Below are 17,777 nucleotides of genomic sequence, written 5' to 3' on the forward strand. Positions count from 1 at the left end.
CCCCTAAACCCTTGTATTTTCTGGAGCGGACAACGGGATTCGAACCCGCGACCCTTAGCTTGGGAAGCTAATGCTCTACCAGCTGAGCTATATCCGCAATCTCTCACAAACAGGGATTATACAGAAAGACGTCCTGTTTGACAAGATCCTCTCTGTCGTTGTGTTGTCGTGTCACTCATGCCCCTCAATTGAAAAACTAACTGCAACCCGGCGGGGCGAGCGGGGGGTTGCAATAAATCAAAATTGGCTTCATCCTGCCCATAGACCTCGACAAAGTCCGGAAAGAAAAAAGCATTCGACAGGCCCGCAACTGCTTTTTCAAGAATGGCAAGAGCTTCTCCATAGTCCGCGGGCAGGTATTTTCCTAAATTTATGCTTATTTTTCGAACTCTTGCTTTTAATTCCAAATCATCCCACGTTTCGTCCATTGTCTATTTTAAGAACCCGTCAACCTGGAACGCGTCATAAACGGATTGAACAGACAGCGCGAGTTCCCGAAGCGATTTATGATTGATACCAATTTGCTTTCAACCGAGCGTTAAGGAAGAAGCTAATGTTTGAATATCACTGCTTTTGGCTATTCTAACTTTATAAGCAGCGAACCGGTGAAGTATGAGCCGCGTGAGTCGCGTAGTTTCTTCATCAGGCCGTTTATTTCAAAATGGTATGAACATGTTTTTCAACAGGTCCGGCAAGATTTTCTTCTTTCGCTTCGGGTCCCGACCGCGCCCGTTTCCTGCGGGCCAATGTTCAATCGAACCGACGCGTACCCTGTGCGCAGTTCAGAGAGTTTTCTGTCAGCTCAGCATTCCGCCGTCGACGCGGTAGTTCGACCCCGTGATGAAGGTGGATTCGTCCGACGCCAGGAACAGCACCAACCGGGCAACGTCGTCCGGATCCGCGTAGCGCCCCAGCGGAATGCCGGAGGCCACCTGATCGTGCGAGACGCCCGAACCGCCCTCCAGAGAGCGCATCATACGCGTCTCCACCGGAGACGGGTGCACGGAGTTGACGCGCACATTATATGGCGCGGATTCAACGGCAGCGATTCGCGTCATGCCGGTGATGGCGAACTTTGACGTGACATACGGGGAGACCGGCATCGGCCCGGCCGACAACCCGCCTATCGAAGACATGTTGATCACGCTGCCCGACTTCTTCGCGTACAGGTATGGGAGAACGTACTTCAACCCCAGCCACGTTCCGCGGACATTGACGGCCATCACGCGGTCGAAATCCCGGACGTCGGCCTCAACGATCGGCGCCACTTTGCCTTCTATGCCGGCGTTGTTGAAGAGAATATCGATGGCGCCGAACCTGGCGACCGTGGCATCGACGTACCGTTTGACGCCCTCCTCGGTGGAGGTGTCAACAGCAATTCCCAGCACGCTGTCGGCGTAATTTCGCACCTCCGCCAGCGCGGCATCGACTCTCTCCTGACGCGAGCCGACGATTGTGACCTTCGCGCCTTCCTGCAGAAACAATTTGCCGGTGGCCAGACCTATGCCACCGGATCCGCCGGTGATGATCGCAACCTTGCCGTCCAATTTGCCCATTTGTTTTTCCTTTCTGTTTTCGATTATTTTGATTTGCCAAAAGCTGTCTGACCTGAAATTTGTCACTCTGCCTTTTAGGCCCGCTTTCTGCCGCTGTACAAAGACATTTTATAACAAATCAGATTAGATTTCGCAATATTGACAAAAGATACTTTTAATGTATGATTTAAAATAACTTATATAACTTATATATTTTATATAAATTGATTCATCCGGGACGACTTCCAGAAAACGGAGCGAGAATATGTCTGACGTGGTGATCTCGTTTAACAAAGCGACGAAAAGATTCACAGGAACAGGGCAAAACGCCGTCGATGAGGTGACGCTGGATATACGTGAAGGCAGCTTCGTGACCATTCTGGGGACGTCCGGATCGGGGAAAACGACCCTCCTGAAACTGGTCAACCGAATTCACGAGCTCACCTCGGGAGAAATTTTATTCAACGGACAAAATATTCACGAACTCAAAGTGGAGGACTATCGTAAAAAAATAGGTTACGTCATTCAGCAGATTGGCCTGTTTCCGCATATGACCGTGGCGGAAAATATCGCCGTGGTGCCCAAAAGTCTGAAGTGGAACAAAAATATGATTGAAGAACGGGTGGAGTATCTGCTGGAACTGGTGCATCTCACTCCCTCATACTACCGGAATCGCTACCCGGCGCAACTTTCAGGCGGTCAGCAGCAGCGGGTGGGGCTGGCCCGGGCCATGGCGGCGGAGCCAGGCGTCATGCTCATGGACGAGCCCTTCGGCGCCATCGACTCCATCACGCGAAAGATTTTGCAGGACGAATTGCTGACAATCCACAAAAAACTGGGAAAAACAATTTTATTCGTCACCCATGATATTCATGAAGCCCTCAAACTCGGCGAGAAGGTCATCGTCATGAACGAAGGCAGGGTTCAGCAATACGACACCCCTTACAATATCCTGTTCCGCCCGGTGAACACTTTTGTTTCCAGACTGGTGGCCGCGGAAAACACCCTGGAAAAATTGCAGGTACTGCGCGCGGAGGTGGTCGCCTCCCCCGCCCGTCACAGCGACACCCCAAACGTTCCCCTCGTGCACGAGGCGGAAACGCTGAGCAGCGTGCTGGCAAAATTCATGGAAACCGGCGCGCCTTATTTTCGGGTGACGGACGACGGCGGTCAGGTAAGGGGAGAAATCTCCTGGGACGACCTGCGGTCCATTGCCTCTTTGAGAAACGATGGGATTGAATATTATGTCTGAGTTCTTTTTTGATATTTTCGAATATATCGGGTCCCATCGGGAAACCTACCTGGAAGCCGTCAAAATCCATTTCCTCATTTTTGTCGCCGTCATCCTCGTCAGCGTGGCCATTGGCGTGCCGACGGGGGCTTTGTGCGCAAAAAAACCCAGAGTGTCCGCCGTCGTCATCAATGCTTTCAATGTTTTGAAGGTTATACCCAGTCTGGCTCTGCTGCTGCTCATACTCCCCGTTATGGGCATCGGTTTTGGCCCCGCCTTTTTCGCGCTGGTCGTGCATTCCATTCCCACGATCCTCATCAGCTCTTACACAGGCCTGCAGCAGGTGGAACCGGCTGTACTGGAGAGCGCGACGGGAATGGGGCTGTCTGCCCGGGAAATTTTTTGGGAGGTGGAGCTTCCGCTGGCCGCGCCCTTCATCATGGCGGGCGTACGAACCTGCGCCGTGGATGTCATCGCGACAACCACCATCGCCGCTTACATTGGAGCGGGCGGCCTGGGAGAGCTCGTCATGTTCGGCATCAATTACATGAACCTGACTGTCATTCTGACCGGAGGGATCACCGTTGCGCTGCTGTCGCTGACGGTGGACGCCGTCTTCGGGCTGATTCAAAAAAGACTGTCCATTTTCTGTTCCTGAATTTTATTTTCTATTGGTTTTATTACCATTAGTTTTATTTCTAATAAATTCTATCGATAAAGGAGAAAAATGTTATGAGGAAAAATGCAGGAAGTATTCGTGCAGTCAGGGGATTTATTTTTGCCGCCGCGCTCGTTTTTCTGTCCGCCGTTTTCGCCGGCGGCGCCGACGCCGCTGAAGGAGGCGCAAAAAAGGTCATCATCGCCTCCAAGGGATTTGCCGAAAACCAGATCGTCGCCAAGCTGTATCAGTACGCGCTCGAGGAAAAGGGCTTCACGGTGGAATTTATCGACAACCTGGACAACACCGTCCTCTGGACCGCCATTGAAAAAGGCGACATCGACCTCTATCCGGAATATACAAACACCGGTATTACCAACGTGTTGAAGCTCGCCCCGATTTACGATTCGGACGAAGCGTACCGGGTCGCAAAGGAGAAATATAAGGAAAAATTCAACATCGTCTGGCTGCAACCTTCCAACATCAACAACACCTACTGCCTTGTCGTTCCCAAAAAAATCGCGGACAAACTGGGGCTTGCGGATATTTCCGACGTTCAGAAACACGCGAAGGAACTCCGCGCCGTGCAGGGGGGAACCGACTGGACGGAAAGAGCCGACCACCTGCAGGCGATGGAAAAAGGGTATGGCAAATTCGAATTTAAAAGCCGCAAGAGCTTCGATTCGGGGCTGAAGTACTCAATTCTGCTGAACGATCAGGGAGACGTCACGATGGGATATACCACGGATCCTCAGCTGGAAGATCCGAACCTGGTCACGCTGACGGACAGCCGCCAGATTTGGCCGCCTTACTATCTGACCCCAATTATTCGGCAGGAAAAACTGAGTCAGTATCCCGAAATAGAAAACATTCTCGACAGAGTTACGGCGCAGCTGCAGCCCAAAGCCGTCATCGGCCTCAGCGCCGACGTGGTTCTGCGGCACGAGGAGTACGAAGACGTGGCGAAAGATTTTTATGCAAAAACCCTTGCGGGAAAATAAATTCTTCAAAAAATCATAAGATATATCTTCAAATATAAATTATGAGATTTTGGACGTTTTTTCTCAGGCAGCACAACAGAATGTTCACCCTGTTGGGGCAGCATATGACGATTGTGGCGCTGGCGCTGACCATCGCCGCCTGCATCGCGCTGCCTCTGGGGTACTTCCTTTCCCGCACCAGATGGATATCCACCGCGGTCATCGGCGTGTTCAGCACGATTTACTCGGTTCCCAGCATCGCGCTTCTGGTCATCCTCATTCCCTTCACGGGGCTGGGAATGCGGACCGCGGTGATTGTGATCTGCCTTTACGCGCAGTTCATTCTGCTGCGCAACGTCGTTACGAGCTTTCAGGCGATAGACCCCGCCATTCTGGAGGCCAGCCGGGGAATGGGTCTCAGCGACAGGGAGATTCTGTTCCGGATTGAGCTGCCCCTGATTGCGCCCAGGCTGATCTCCGGCTTCCGCATAGCGGCGTTATCCTCCATCAGTATAGCGACGATCGCCGCCACCATCAACAGCGGAGGAATAGGCACGCTGATGTTCGAAGGGGTAAGGACCCTGCACATGGTCAAACTCGTGTGGGGCATCCTGCTCGTCTCGATGCTCTCCCTCCTGACGAACCAGCTGCTGACGAAGGCGGAAACTCACTTTTCGAACAGAGCGCGGGGACTCGTCCGCCGGAAACAAAAAGGCGCTCCTGATGAAATATATGAAGACACGGTTCTATAATGCGAGGAGACTGAAATGAATAACGCTGTATTTGAAAAAGCCATGGAGCTGTACGACGTTCCCACCGAGTTCCGCGAAGAGGCCCGTCTGATGCTTACGGACGCGGAAATCGAGTTCATCGCCGCGGCGGGCAAAGACCTGTACTCCGTCGCCCGGCTGACCGACCTGATCACGAAAAACCGCATCAGCGACGAACCGGAAGAATTTATCCGGGACATGTATCATCGGGCCGTCCTCGCCAAAGTGGTCCCCGATCGCAAAGATCCAGCCTCCGCCCTCTACGGCAGCATCGACATTCCCTTCGAAAGCATCGGCCAGCGGGTCGTCAGCGAGGAGGAGAACAGGAAAGCCTTATACAGGATTACGGATTTTTACGTCCGTTATCCCTATTTCGCGCAGTTTGAACCTGAAAAATACGCGCCGGTCAGCAAAGAAAAAAAAGCCGCCATGAACGAGTGGGATTTGCAGGTTTATATGGAAAAATATTCCCACATTATTCGCGGCAAAATAGCGGGTATTGAGGAAAAAATGCACCAAAACGACTTTCTCTCTCTGGACGAAGCCATGAAAGTTCTGGAGAAAAACAAAGATTTCATTTATATTCTGCCCTGCAACTGCAAAATGATGGAGTATTACCACGACTGGCCTTCCAGCGTGTGCGTCCGCTTTTATGGCGGGATTAACACCGAATATGACCGGGGCTACGGCGAGCGCGTCTCGCTGGAAGAGGCGAAGAAGCGGGTGAAGGAGTGGAATCGCAGAGGACTGATGCAGGTCGGAGAGGGATTCAGCATGTGCAACTGCGAGGGACAGACGTGTTATCCGGTTAAAATGGCCAAACGTTTGAACACAAGGCTGATTTACCCCAAATCCAACCACCGCACCGTCTGGCATGAAGAAAAGTGCGTCAGCTGCAAAAAATGCGTCCAAATCTGTAATTTTCAGGCCTTTTTTGTAGATGACGATAAAAAAGTGCGATTTAATGAAGATAAATGCTGGGGTTGCACCATTTGTTCCTCGAATTGCCCACGGGGAGCGATTACGCTGACGCCGAGATGACGGAACCGCGTTTTCCAGAAGGTCACGGCAGGGAGAAATTATCCTGCAATCGCGCCAGTATTGTTACAGAAGCTGTTCCGGGCGAAGACGTCAGCCTCGACGTCCTTGTGGCGGTGGCGCGTCACGATGTACGCGTTTCCTTCAATAGCGCCTGCCGTGAAAGGGTGGAGCGAAGCAGGGCGCTGACGGAGCGATTCATCAGAGAAAAGCGCGTGATTTACGGCGTGACGACAGGGGTGGGCGAAAACGTGCGCCGCATCATTTCGGAGGACGAAGCCGGACGTTATCAGGAAAACATCCTGCTTACCCACTGCACCAGCGTGGGAGAACCTCTGGATCGGGAAGCGGTGCGGGCGACGATGTTCGTCATGCTCCTCAACATGGGGGCCGGGTACTCCGGCGTCCGGATGGAGACGCTGGAAAAACTCGCCGCAATGCTCAACAGAGACGTCGTCCCCTGGGCCCCTTCTCACGGGTCTGTGGGTTACCTGGCCATTGAAGCGCATATCGCTCTGGTTTTGACGGGCAGAGGCAAAGCCTGGTTCGGAGGAGAGCTTCTGGACGGCGGAGAAGCCATGAAACGCGCGGGAATCCGCCCTGTCGTCCCAACCCACAGAGAGGGGCTCTGCCTGATAAGCGGCTGTACGTCAATAACGGCTTTGGGCGCTTTGGCGGCCTGCGACGCCCGAAATCTGGTCTCCACGGCAGATGTGATCGCCGCCTGCACGCTGGAAGTCCTGCACGCGAATCTCTCGTCCTTCGACGAGAGGGTCATGTCGGCCAAACGTCAGCCGGAACAGCAAAGGATAGCCCGGCATATTCTGAAGATATTGAACGGGAGCGCTGACCACGGGGAAAGGAACCTCCAGGACGCACTGTCCCTTCGCTGCGTCCCTCAGGCCCACGGAGCGGCGCGCAGAACCATCGAGGACGCAGTGAGCGTTCTGGAAAATGAGCTCCATTCCTGCAACGACAATCCCATCATCCACCCGTCCGGGGAGGTCATCAGCGCCTGCAACGCCGACGCGGGATTCACGGGCATCGAGAGCGATTCCCTGTGCATTGCCATGGGATACCTGTCCAAAATTTCCGAGCGCCGGACAGATCGCCTGCTCAACGAGTATGTGAGCGGCCTTCCTCCCTTCCTGACGCCGGATCCCGGAAGCAACAGCGGGTATATGGAACTGCAAAACTCCTCGGCGGGACTGATGGGAGAGATACGCGTTCTTTCGCACCCCGCCTCCGTCGATTCGATCCCCACCTGCGCCCTGCAGGAAGATTACGTGAGCATGGGATACAACGCGGCCCGCAAAGCCAGGCAGGTCGTGGAACTGGCGGAATACGTGCTGGGCAATGAGCTGCTTGCGGCCGTTCAGGCGGCGGAATTTCGCTCCGGTGAAGACGCGCCTTCTCCTGTGACGGCGGCAATCGCCGCGGCCGTCCGGGAGAAAGCTCCTTTTATGAAAAACGATCACTACATCGCGCCCGATATGGAGTGGGCCCATACCCTCGTTCACTCAGGGCGGATACGCGCCATCGCCGAAAAAATCATCGGCCCCATGTTCTAACTTTCAGACCCCCCAGATGTGGATGTCCCGTCCGTCGCGTGAAACAACGTCAACTGAGCTTCCGTCTGACGGGGTTCTGCGTGTGCCTTCCGCATGGCGCCTCCGTTGAAGGAATTGACTTCTACGTCCTCGTTTCCCCACTGATGCCAGCCCTGTCGATGAAAACGGGCGAACAGTTCAAGATAAGGACCGGGAGAACAGGACTCTATCAGGTCGTAAAATTCATCCGGCTTACGGGAATGTTCCCGTTTACGGGTGGACAGGACATTGACCTGTGTTCTTCCGGGATCAAGGGTCCTCATCCCTCCGCGGACACCGAAAAGCAGCAGTTCCGTCACATTCCTGAAGTAAAATCCAACGCCTCTGCCGTCAGGGCCGCCGTCTTTTCGGATCTTATACCAGACCAGATTCGTTTTATAGGTGAAACCCCAGGACGCCATAACTCTCAGTCCTTCGGACAGCAAGGCATTCGGAACCCACAGGTAAAGATGTGATTTTGCGGCAGCCAGCTTTGCGATTGGCAAAGACATGATTTCTTCCAGTTCCATTGTGGGATAACGCAACAATCGCCTGTGTTCAGGAGCGACCTTTCCTGTACGGTTCTGGAACTGCCAAGGCGGATCCGCTAGAATTGTAGTGTAATGAAGGCCGGTAGCAGCTTTATTGATCAAATCTTCCGACGGGCTGATTTCAGCGGCGGTAATGCTGCGGATGTTAGAGTTCACAGAAATCTCTCCGTTCTCAGACGCTAAATGAAAACAACTTCTCTGGGAATCCCGATCAACAGCAAAGGACAGGGATTTCCCACTCCGCGATGCACACGATCTTCCAATTTGCGCCAGTGCGTCGTGGCCTCGCCAAATTTATCCGAAACAAAGGCCTCCGCCCATCCCTTTTCAAAAGAGTTCTTCTGCGCCGCCTTTTGAGCGATGATACGACGCTGGCGAACTGTTGGAGAATAATATTTTTGCACCGCCTCAATGTTATTCAAAGCGTTCTTTTCGGCAAATTCGGCAACAAGTTCTCTGAGAGATTCCTGCAGGGTCTGTCCTCGGGTAATGATAGATCCGATCGAAATAACTCCATCAGCGTGCAGTCTTTTGAAGTTTTCCAGATCCCGGTCAAAAAAAGGATCTTTGTTGTTCCATTCGATTTCCAGCGCAAAAACGCCCGATGGGAATCGTTTTACATGATCAAGTTCGTGGGATATGAATTCTTTTTCCTCACCATCTATAATTTTTTTAATTTCAAAATTATGCTTCTTCCACCCATATTCACCGGAAAGTTTTTTCCGTAATCGCTGAGTCAGTTCTCCTTCTCCTCCTCCGCCGAAAATCAGTTCTTCTCCAGGGATGCGTACTTCCAGAAGTACATTTTCCAGTTCCTGAAGCGCTTGGGGCATATCGTATTTCAGTATGGCTTCCGCGTGGTGCAGCGCTAAAATTTGAAATCCTTTGTGTTTCAGCTTCTCCAGCATACCTGTCTTTCCTCACTTATACTCTGTGCGGCTTCCGCATTATTTTAGCACTGATATTCCACACCACCGTTCACCGTATGTCTTTCCGGGAACGTTCTTATACCCCCCAGATGTGGATGTCCCGTCCGTCGGAGCTTTGTTCCACTCGGTCGTAGATTTTTTCGGCCCATCCCCAGCCGGGGCGCTCGTCGCAGACGATCAGGTGGGCTTCTCCGGCGGAGGCGCGGCTGGCGCATCGGGCCGTCTGCATCAGCCCTTCGGAAAACACCTGCTTGGGATCGGGGTTGTTCTGGCGAATCGTCTTCAGCTCCAGCACAATACGCTGCTCCTGCTGCTGATCCGGAAGCGCCGATTTCGGATAGCGCCAGCGGATAAGGAGATCCACCCGACCCAGCCCCAGCCCGTAATGACGGTCCAAAAGTCCGCCGCCGTTCAGAATCCTCTGCAAAAAGGCCTGCATCAGCAGATGAAAAACCGCGTCTCTGTAAGCGCAACCCTTTTTCCAGCCTTCCAGCTGCTCCTGACAAATCCTCTGAAACACCTGAAGAGCCTGATCCATGTCCAGCCGGCCGTCGGTCTGGACGTACCAGTCCCTGGTGGGGGAAGACGTCAGCCCGGCCTCCATGAGATAGGAAAGCTCCCGGGGAAGAACCTCGCGATAAATGCCGTTGGCGACCACGTAGTTGCCGTCCTCGTTTCGCACCAGACCCAGGTCGGTCACATAGCGCAGATCTTCCGGAAGGGGCTTTTCCTCCATGGCCGACCAGTTTTTCCCAGCCAGTATGGGAGAAAGCACGCGACTCACCCGGGGCTCGTTAAAGCTGTTGACAAGCCAGTCCAGATGGACTCCCCGCTCCGCTGTCAGAAGCGCGGCGGCTTCTTCGATCATGGGCGGCGTCACCGGTCTGCCGCGGTCTCGACCCTCCGGAAGTTTCCAGGTCGCCTGATGGGCCAGGGCGTTGACCAGCCAGGGCTGACCCCGGGTCAAATCCCAGATTTTTTCGTAAATGGATTCCCGAAAAATCTGCCCCGTGGCGTTCGTGTGCAGTTCGTACAGCTCCTGAATCTCGCCGGGGGAAAAATCCGGCAGGCGCAGGGATTCAGACCGGATGTTGAAACACCTCTCTCCGGTGACCACCTCGCCGGTCTCCTCGTAAATGTAACAGTCCCGCACGTCGCGCACTCCGCAGAGCAGCACGGAGAGCGGCGCGCGGGACGGACGTTTTTCGTAGCTTTTACGGAGCTGGCATAAAACGGAAACCAGCGTATCCCCCACAAGAGAGTCGATTTCATCGATGAGCAGCACCAGAGGTTTGTCCAGGTCCAGGCAAAAGTCCTCAATCAGCTTTCCCAGAGCCGCGTGTTCCCCTACCTCGTTCAGAAGAGCCGAAACCCGTCCCGCAGGCGGAGCGACCGGGAGAAACCTTTCCGCGGCGCTGACAAACTCGGACATGATGGTTCGAATGCCCGAAGCCACGTTGCCCCGGGCCGTCTGGGCGGACTCGACGCTGAAATAGACGCAGCGGTACCTGCCCTCTCCGTCAACGGCCTTCAGAATGGAGAGCAGCGCCGTGGTTTTTCCCGTCTGACGGGGCGCGTGCAGCGTAAAATATTTACGCTGTTCAATCAGAGAGGCAATTTCCGTGTAGTTGATTCGGCGCAACGGATTCAGCGAATAATGAATATCTTCCTGAATGGGTCCCGCTGTGTTAAAAAATTTTTCCAAGGGCTGAAACTCCGCTTCGCCTGCCGCCATTCCCCTTCATTCCCCCTCCGTTGTATATAGTATAATACAACTGTATAGGGAATTTTATTATTATTCATTCTTTATAAAAAGGCGTATCAACTCCCCTAAGGCTCCGTCATACCTCCTGTCCGGCCTCGTACCAGAAGGGACGCAGCAGTTTCAGGCGGCAGGCCTCCCCCGTATCGGGACCCGGCGCCCGCCGGCCCTTCTGAACCCGCAGCTCCTGACCTCCGGCTTTGATCTGGTAGTCCACCACCTCGCCCAGGAAGGCTTTGCGGGTGACCACTCCGGGCAGCCCGTCGGCCTCTCCCTCTCCGCAGAAATCGATCTCCGAGGGACGGCTGGCCAGAGACAGCTCACCGGTTTTCCCCAGCAGTTCGGGAGGCGGCGTCAGCCCCGGCGGCAGGCGCGTGTCTCCGGAGCGATCCTCTCCGTCGGCCGGCCGCAGACAGAAGGCGTTTTCGCCCTCCCAAACCACCCGCAGAAAGTTGGACAGGCCGATGAAACTGAACACGAAGCGATTGGCCGGGTTGTTGTAAACGGCGAGAGGGGTGTCGATCTGCTGGACGACGCCCAGCTTCATGACCAGAATGCGGTCCGACAGCGCCATGGCCTCGGCCTGGTCGTGGGTCACGTAGATGATGGAAAATCCGTATTTGCGCTGAAGGTCCCGAATCTCGAAGCGCATTTCCTCCCGAAGATGGGGGTCCAGGCTGGACAGGGGTTCATCCAGAAGCATGACGTCCGGGTTGATGGCCAGAGCCCGGGCCAGAGCCACCCGCTGTTTGCCCCCGCCGGAGAGGTCCGCCGGGCTTTCGCTCGCCGCGGAAAGCAGGTTGGTGGCGGAAAGGGCGTCCTTCGTCCGACGGTCGATTTCCGCCCCGGGAAGTTTGCGGAGCCGCAGAGGGAAGGCCACGTTCTCCCGAACCGACATGTGGGGCCACACGGCGAAGGCCTGAAAGACCATGCCGAAGTCGCGCTTTTCCGGGGGAAGGTAATAATTTTTCGCCCGGGAGGAAATCAGGCGTCCGCCCACGTGGATCTCGCCTTCGCTCAGGTCCTCGAAACCCGCCACCATCCGCAGGGTCGTGGTCTTGCCGCAGCCCGAGGGTCCCAGCATGGAGAAGCACTCTCCCTTTTCGATGGAGAGGTTCAGGGCGTCCACCGCCGTGACGGACCCGAAGCGTTTCGTTACGTCTATAAGCTGTACATGTGCCATGATTGTTTACCCGCCTCTGTCCTTTCTGCCTCTAGCCTTTGGCTCTGGCGCCCATGAAGCGCTCCACGAGAATCTGGCCCGTCACGATGATGATGAGAGCAATGCCCGCCAGCGCGGCGGAAACCACGGTCTCCCCGTCCTCGTTCAGGGTGTAGATGGCCACCCCGATGGTGCGCGTCGTGGGGGCGTAGAGCATGATGGAAACGGTCAGCTCGCGCAGGGAGGGGAGGAAGATGAGAAAGAAGGCCGCGAACATGCCCGGACGCACCAGAGGCAGAACCACGTCCTTCAGGGCCTGCCACATGGTGGCGCCGCAGACCCGGGCCGCCTCCACGAGGGAATCGTGAACCTGCTCCAGAGCGGCGGAGTTGGCCCGAAGGGAAAAGGCCATGTAACGGGCAATGTAGGCCACGAGAATGATCCATACGGTGTTGTACAGGTTCACTCCGTACTTCCCGCTCCAGGCCAGAATCACGCCGAGGGCGATGACCGAGCCGGGAACCGAGAAGGGCAGCATCCCCAGAAACTCCAGAATCCCCTTGCCCCGAACCTTCATCTTGACGATGACGTAGGAGATCATGACCCCCGCGAACATGGTGATGATCGCCGCGCTGAACCCCAGCACGACGCTGTTGCGGATGGCGTCACGGGTGACCTTGTAGCTGAAGAGGATGAATTTGTAGTTGTCCAGCGAAAGATTTTCCCAGGTGAAGGGCAGGCCGTAGGTCTTCAGCCCTCCCACGAGGAAAATGACCAGGGTGGGCAGGACGATGGTGAACCCGATGTAGGCCAGGCAGAAAAGGAAAAGGGGAATTCGCAGAGTGCGCAGCTTCAGCTCCATGGGGCGGAAGCTTTTTCCCGCGATGATCTGATAGTGGCCCCGGCTGAGGATTTTACCCTGAAGCCAGATAATCAGGGTCGCCGCCAGCACGAGAACCGTGGCCAGCACCGTGCCCGTACGAATGGAGGCGAAGCTGCCGGCGCTCTGGTGGATGCGCTGATAAATCAGAGTCGGAATGTTGAAAATGCCGTTCTCGATGCCCAGCACCGCCACGGTCCCGAAGTGGGCCATGGAGTACAGCATGATCAGGAGCGCGCCGGAAAGAATGCTGGGCAGCACCAGGGGAATGGTGATTTTTCGGGTGATGGTGAAGAGCCCGGCCCCCGAAATGCGGGCGGATTCCTCCAGAGTGGGGTCCATGCGCTCCAGAGCGCCGCAGACCTGGATGAACACGAAGGGAAAGAGGTACATGATCTCCACCAGCATGATGCCCGCATAGCTGTAGATGTTGAAAATGGGGCCGCTGAGGCCGAAGGTCGTCATGAAGAACCGGTTGATGAAGCCCGCCCTGGGGGAGAGCAGCATCTTCCAGGCCATGGCTCCGATGAAGGAGGGCAGCATGAAGGGGACGAGGAACATGGCCTTCATGAAGCGTTTGCAGGGCAGGTCCGTGCGGGTCACCAGCCAGGCAAAGAAGGTCCCCACCACCGTGCTGCCGATGGTGGTGCCGGTGGCGATGATCAGGGAGTTGACCAGCGCCTGCCAGGTGTCCGGCTCCCGAATGATCCGGAGGACGTCGGCGAGGTTGAACTTCCCGTCGACCCAGAACGCGTTGAAGAGAATGAGCAGAACGGGCACGGCCACCACGACCACGAGGATGGAGATGGAGAGAAAGAGAATGATCTGGGCGGTGCCGAAATGGCTTTTTTGAGTGATGGGATTCATGATCGAACCTCCGAACTCGAGCCCGACGCACTGGTTTTTTCATTTTTATCATTTTTTTCGACGCTTTCAATGCTTTCGGCGTCGAACCAGTGCAGGCTCAGAAAATCGAGGGCGCAGTCCTCGCCCTCTTTGAACATCAGGTCGCTCTTCAGGGCCTCGTGGGTTTCGATGCTGGTGCGGAGCGTCGCCCCGTCCACGTCGATGAGATAGTCCATCATGGCCCCCAGAAAGCTGGCCCGCCGGACGATTCCCCGAAGTCCTCCCGCCTCCGCCCTGCCCAGCCGGCTGATCCGCACATCCGACGGGCGAAAACCGGCAAAGGCCTTCCCGCTCTCGATTCCAGCCTGATGCGGATCCGCAGGCTGTTCTTTACTGCCCTTCCAGGCCCGGAGAATATTCTGCCCGCCGTCGCCCACCAGCCACGCGCCGCCCTCGTCCTTCCGCACCGGAAGGAAGTTGGCGATGCCCATGAAGCTGAACACGAAGGAGTCCGCCGGACGCTCGAAAATCTCCCAGGGGGTCCCCGTCTGGCGTATGCGGCCGGTGTCGTCCATAACGGCCAGGCGGTCGGAAAGGGCCAGCGCCACCTCCTGATCATGGGTGACGTAAAGGACGGTGGTTTCGAGTTTACGCTGCAGCTCTTTGATCTCGAAGCGCATTTCCTCCCGCAGGTTGGCGTCCAGGTTGGTCAGGGGCTCGTCCAGAAGCAGGAGAGAGGGGCGGGCCACCAGGGCGCGGGCCAGAGCCACCCGCTGCTGCTGTCCGCCGGAAAGCTCCGAGGGCAGACGCTTTTCCAGCCCCGTCATGCCCACCAGAGCGATGGTTTCCATGACCCGATTCTTTATTTCCTCTTTGGATTTTTTAGCCAGTTTCAGAGGATAGGCCACGTTGTCGAACACCGTCATGTGGGGCCACACGGCGTAGTCCTGAAAGACCATGCCAATGCCCCGGCTGTCCGGCGACACGTCAACACCCGCCGCCGGGTCTGAAACCGTCGTGTCCGCGATGTCGATCTTTCCGGCGTCGGGGGCCTCGAAACCCGCAATGAGCCGCAGCAGTACCGTTTTTCCGCAGCCCGAGGGCCCCAGGAGCGTAAAGCACTCCCCGTGCCGGACCTTCAGGCTGAGATCGCTGTGCACCTGATGAGCGCCGTAACGCTTTGCCAGTCCTTCGACCCGGATAATGTCTTCCATAGGATTCCTCCAATACCTGTTTTAGAGCCGCTGGCTCTTTTCTGTATAAATTTTTGTCCGTCGCTTACCAGTATTAAGCGTCTTTTTCAGTACACGATTACACAATCCGCTGTAAAATGCCACAAAAGGCGGGACGAAATCGCAAGCGCGCCGTCCCGCCTCAGGATAACCGTTTTGGGAAAGGTTACGACTCAGCGGCCCTGCAGGGTATCCGTGAACTTTTTGATCAGGGCTTCCTTGGAGGCCATCATCTCGATGTAATCAATCTTAATGGCGCGCTTCAGGGCGTCGCCCGCCTCGGGCAGCATGAACTCCGGACGCTTCTGCACGTCCGTCCTCACGGACAGAGTGCCCTCTCCGGCGATGAGGACCTGAGCGTCGTGAGACAGCAGGTAGTCCACAAACTTCTTCGCGGCGTCCAGATGGGGAGTCCCCTTGAAAATGGCGATGGGGCTCGGGGCCATGAGCAGCTCCGGCGGGTAGTAAAGGGCGATGTGGGCTCCCTTCGTGATCTTGTCGTTGGTGATATAGTCCACGGCGAGGCTGGCCGCCAGCTCACCGGAGGCGGTGTCGTCCACCACCTGGCCGGAACCCTTGCCGATTCGGGCCTTGTTGCCGCGCAGTTTTTCGAAGAACTCCCAGCCGAACTGCTTCTCCAGCAGGGCCACGCTCATGTAGGAGGTTCCGGAGAGGGCGGGGTCGGCGATGCCAAAGGCGCCGTTATACTCGGGCTTGAAGAGGTCGGCCCACTGCTGGGGAGGCGTCTTGATCAGGTCGGTGTTGATGGCGATGCCCAAAGTACCCAGGCGGGCCGCCGTGAAGTGTCCGTCGTAGTCGTCGAAGGGATTCAGAATTTCCCCGATGAGAGGCGTTTCGTATTTCTCCAGAATTCCTTCTTTTTTCATGCTGTAGAAGTCCGGCACTTCGCTGGTCCAGATCAGGTCCGCCAGAATCTTTCCGCTCTCCCGCTCGGCCGCGATTTTGGCCATGAGCTTGCCCGCCCCCGCCGACTGGTAGTCCACGGCGATGTCGGGATACTTCGCGTTGAACCCCTCCACGATTCCCCCGATAAGGGATTCCTTCATGGAGGTGTAGATGATGAGGTTCTCCTTCGCCGCCGCGCTCTCCGCCCCTATCGACAGGAAAAGGGCGAGGATCAGCACTGCGGCCGCTGCGATATGGATTCTGCGCATGGTAAAACTCCTCCCTTCGAAATATGTACGCCGACCTCCACGACTGCGGGAGGTCTTTGTGCAAACCCCACCTGCCGGCACCGCGTTCGCCGGCAGAGGAAAAACCACGACAATCCGTCCGCTTCACTTCGCCGGTATGATACCACGCGCGGGGGAAAGCGTCACTGCCCCCGTCAGTCTTTTTTTACGCAATTCTTTTCATGGTTGCGGGTTCAGCGTTCGACGCTTTTTCTCACGCTGATCCCCGAACCGTTGCCGGCGGCTACCTGTCCGTACCATGAGCCGTATATCCCCAGGTCCGTTTTCAGGGTTTCGTCGGCCTGAGGCGTCACGACCATGGCCCAGGTGATGCTGAGGCCGTCGCCGGCGCTCTCCCAGGTGAAGGTGTAAGAGTCTTTGTCAACGTACTGTATTTCGATGGGATAGTCCCTGACGGTGCAGGTGAAGGGATCTTCATCCACGTACCAGATGAAATCCATGTCCAGCAGAGCCTGAGCCGGAGCGACAATGGCGCCGGCGGAAACATCTTTGGTCGAGACGGAGTCGGCCCGCCGCAGGGTGAAACTGCCGCTGGAAAGCCTCAGCGAATGAGCCCGTCCGTCGAGGGAAAAAGAGGAGCTGAAAGAAGATGAATCCACCACCCAGGTGTGGTAAATTGAATCGATGCCCGATCCTGGAATTTCCGGTGTTGACGGATCCTGGGATGTTCCGTCGTCGACGTCGGCGTCGCTGTCGCTTCCTCCCCCGCAGCCGCCGGCCGCCGCCACGAAGACCATGACAAACATCAACACAAAAACGAGCCATCCGTTGTTTCGCAACTGTCTCTGCAGCCTGTTCATCCACAGTACCCCCTGAAGAATTTTCGGAAATCTTTTTTACTATTCAGGCAGGAGTTTAACATAAACAGGGGGTTTTGAAACGAAAGGGTTGTTGACAGTTCGCTTGCAATCTATCTAAATATTTGCTATCCTGGGCATTATGGACAGATTGGTTGGTATCGGTGATGCGGCTAAAATATTGGGAGTTTCCATCTCAACATTGAGACGTTGGGAGAAATCGGGGCGTCTCATCGCAGAGCATACTGCCGGGGGACATAGGAGATATAATCTTTCAAAGCAGTTTCCTGAAAGATTCTGTAAAACTCAGGAATTTATGCGGACAACCATTGCTTATGCGAGAGTATTCAGTAATGACCAAAAAAATGATTTGGAGCGTCAAAAACAGGTATTAGAATTATATTGTGCCAGTCGTGGATGGACGTTTGAAGTGGTAACAGACCTTGGTTCCGGCCTGAATTATCATAAAAAAGGATTAAGAAGGCTGTTAGGGGCAATACTTGAAGGTAAAGTTGGACGTTTGGTTGTGACCCATAAAGACAGATTACTGCGTTTTGGTGCTGAATTGGTTTTTGCTATATGTGAAGCTAAAAATGTAGAGGT

17 protein-coding genes and 1 tRNA gene are annotated in these 17,777 nt (G+C 55.4%); 7 read left to right on the forward strand and 11 right to left on the reverse strand.

The window, feature by feature from the left end; genetic code table 11:
• Positions 1-21: 21 nt before the first annotated feature.
• The 3 genes from LBR61_12535 to LBR61_12545 all read right to left on the reverse strand — a co-directional run bounded on the left by LBR61_12535 (position 22) and on the right by LBR61_12545 (position 1,556).
• A tRNA-Gly gene (locus LBR61_12535) sits at positions 22-97 on the reverse strand.
• A 19-nt stretch (positions 98-116) separates the two neighbouring features.
• Positions 117-428 (reverse strand): hypothetical protein, encoded by a 312-nt coding sequence (locus LBR61_12540; protein ID MDR1732908.1) that lies wholly within the window; start codon positions 426-428, stop codon positions 117-119.
• A gap of 369 nt (positions 429-797) precedes the next feature.
• The gene (locus tag LBR61_12545; GenBank protein ID MDR1732909.1) at positions 798-1,556 is read right to left on the reverse strand and encodes an SDR family oxidoreductase; all 759 of its coding nucleotides are present in this window, start codon (positions 1,554-1,556) and stop codon (positions 798-800) included.
• Positions 1,557-1,800: 244 nt separating this feature from the next.
• On the opposite strand from LBR61_12545, the gene LBR61_12550 reads away from it, so the two are divergent.
• The 6 genes from LBR61_12550 (at position 1,801) to LBR61_12575 (ending at position 7,783) form a co-directional block, all read left to right on the forward strand.
• Complete coding sequence (locus LBR61_12550) at positions 1,801-2,787, forward strand: ABC transporter ATP-binding protein (GenBank protein ID MDR1732910.1); 987 nt, start codon at positions 1,801-1,803, stop codon at positions 2,785-2,787.
• Positions 2,780-3,424 carry an ABC transporter permease gene (locus tag LBR61_12555; protein ID MDR1732911.1) on the forward strand — a complete coding sequence of 215 codons (645 nt, stop codon included), beginning with the start codon at positions 2,780-2,782 and terminating at the stop codon, positions 3,422-3,424. Before LBR61_12550 ends, LBR61_12555 begins: the two co-directional genes overlap by 8 nt.
• A gap of 74 nt (positions 3,425-3,498) precedes the next feature.
• Entirely contained in the window at positions 3,499-4,425 is a 927-nt protein-coding gene (locus LBR61_12560) for a hypothetical protein (protein ID MDR1732912.1), read from the forward strand.
• Positions 4,426-4,505: 80 nt separating this feature from the next.
• Positions 4,506-5,156, forward strand: coding sequence for an ABC transporter permease (locus tag LBR61_12565; protein ID MDR1732913.1), 651 nt, complete (start codon positions 4,506-4,508; stop codon positions 5,154-5,156).
• Positions 5,157-5,171: 15 nt separating this feature from the next.
• Complete coding sequence (locus LBR61_12570) at positions 5,172-6,215, forward strand: 4Fe-4S binding protein (GenBank protein MDR1732914.1); 1,044 nt, start codon at positions 5,172-5,174, stop codon at positions 6,213-6,215.
• Entirely contained in the window at positions 6,167-7,783 is a 1,617-nt protein-coding gene (locus LBR61_12575) for an aromatic amino acid ammonia-lyase (protein ID MDR1732915.1), read from the forward strand. The genes LBR61_12570 and LBR61_12575 overlap by 49 nt, the downstream gene beginning before the upstream one ends.
• Here LBR61_12575 and LBR61_12580 read toward each other — a convergent pair.
• The 8 genes from LBR61_12580 to LBR61_12615 form a co-directional block, all read right to left on the reverse strand.
• A complete protein-coding gene (locus tag LBR61_12580; GenBank protein MDR1732916.1) occupies positions 7,780-8,508 on the reverse strand; it encodes a hypothetical protein in 729 nt (242 codons plus the stop codon). The two genes, LBR61_12575 and LBR61_12580, sit on opposite strands and share 4 nt — an antisense overlap.
• A gap of 23 nt (positions 8,509-8,531) precedes the next feature.
• Positions 8,532-9,260 (reverse strand): hypothetical protein, encoded by a 729-nt coding sequence (locus LBR61_12585; protein MDR1732917.1) that lies wholly within the window; start codon positions 9,258-9,260, stop codon positions 8,532-8,534.
• Positions 9,261-9,357: 97 nt separating this feature from the next.
• Entirely contained in the window at positions 9,358-10,986 is a 1,629-nt protein-coding gene (locus LBR61_12590) for an ATP-binding protein (GenBank protein MDR1732918.1), read from the reverse strand.
• A gap of 136 nt (positions 10,987-11,122) precedes the next feature.
• Positions 11,123-12,226, reverse strand: coding sequence for an ABC transporter ATP-binding protein (locus tag LBR61_12595; GenBank protein ID MDR1732919.1), 1,104 nt, complete (start codon positions 12,224-12,226; stop codon positions 11,123-11,125).
• A 31-nt stretch (positions 12,227-12,257) separates the two neighbouring features.
• Complete coding sequence (locus LBR61_12600) at positions 12,258-13,952, reverse strand: iron ABC transporter permease (protein ID MDR1732920.1); 1,695 nt, start codon at positions 13,950-13,952, stop codon at positions 12,258-12,260.
• Positions 13,949-15,145 carry an ABC transporter ATP-binding protein gene (locus tag LBR61_12605; protein ID MDR1732921.1) on the reverse strand — a complete coding sequence of 399 codons (1,197 nt, stop codon included), beginning with the start codon at positions 15,143-15,145 and terminating at the stop codon, positions 13,949-13,951. Before LBR61_12605 ends, LBR61_12600 begins: the two co-directional genes overlap by 4 nt.
• A gap of 191 nt (positions 15,146-15,336) precedes the next feature.
• Positions 15,337-16,338 carry an ABC transporter substrate-binding protein gene (locus LBR61_12610; protein ID MDR1732922.1) on the reverse strand — a complete coding sequence of 334 codons (1,002 nt, stop codon included), beginning with the start codon at positions 16,336-16,338 and terminating at the stop codon, positions 15,337-15,339.
• A gap of 212 nt (positions 16,339-16,550) precedes the next feature.
• On the reverse strand, positions 16,551-17,177 hold the full coding sequence (locus tag LBR61_12615; protein ID MDR1732923.1) for a hypothetical protein: 627 nt from the start codon (positions 17,175-17,177) through the stop codon (positions 16,551-16,553).
• 139 nt (positions 17,178-17,316) lie between these two features.
• Here LBR61_12615 and LBR61_12620 point away from each other — a divergent pair.
• A partial coding sequence (locus tag LBR61_12620; GenBank protein MDR1732924.1) for an IS607 family transposase occupies positions 17,317-17,777 on the forward strand: 461 nt, incomplete at its 3' end.

Source organism: Synergistaceae bacterium, assembly GCA_031272035.1.
Taxonomy (GTDB): domain Bacteria; phylum Synergistota; class Synergistia; order Synergistales; family Aminobacteriaceae; genus JAISSA01.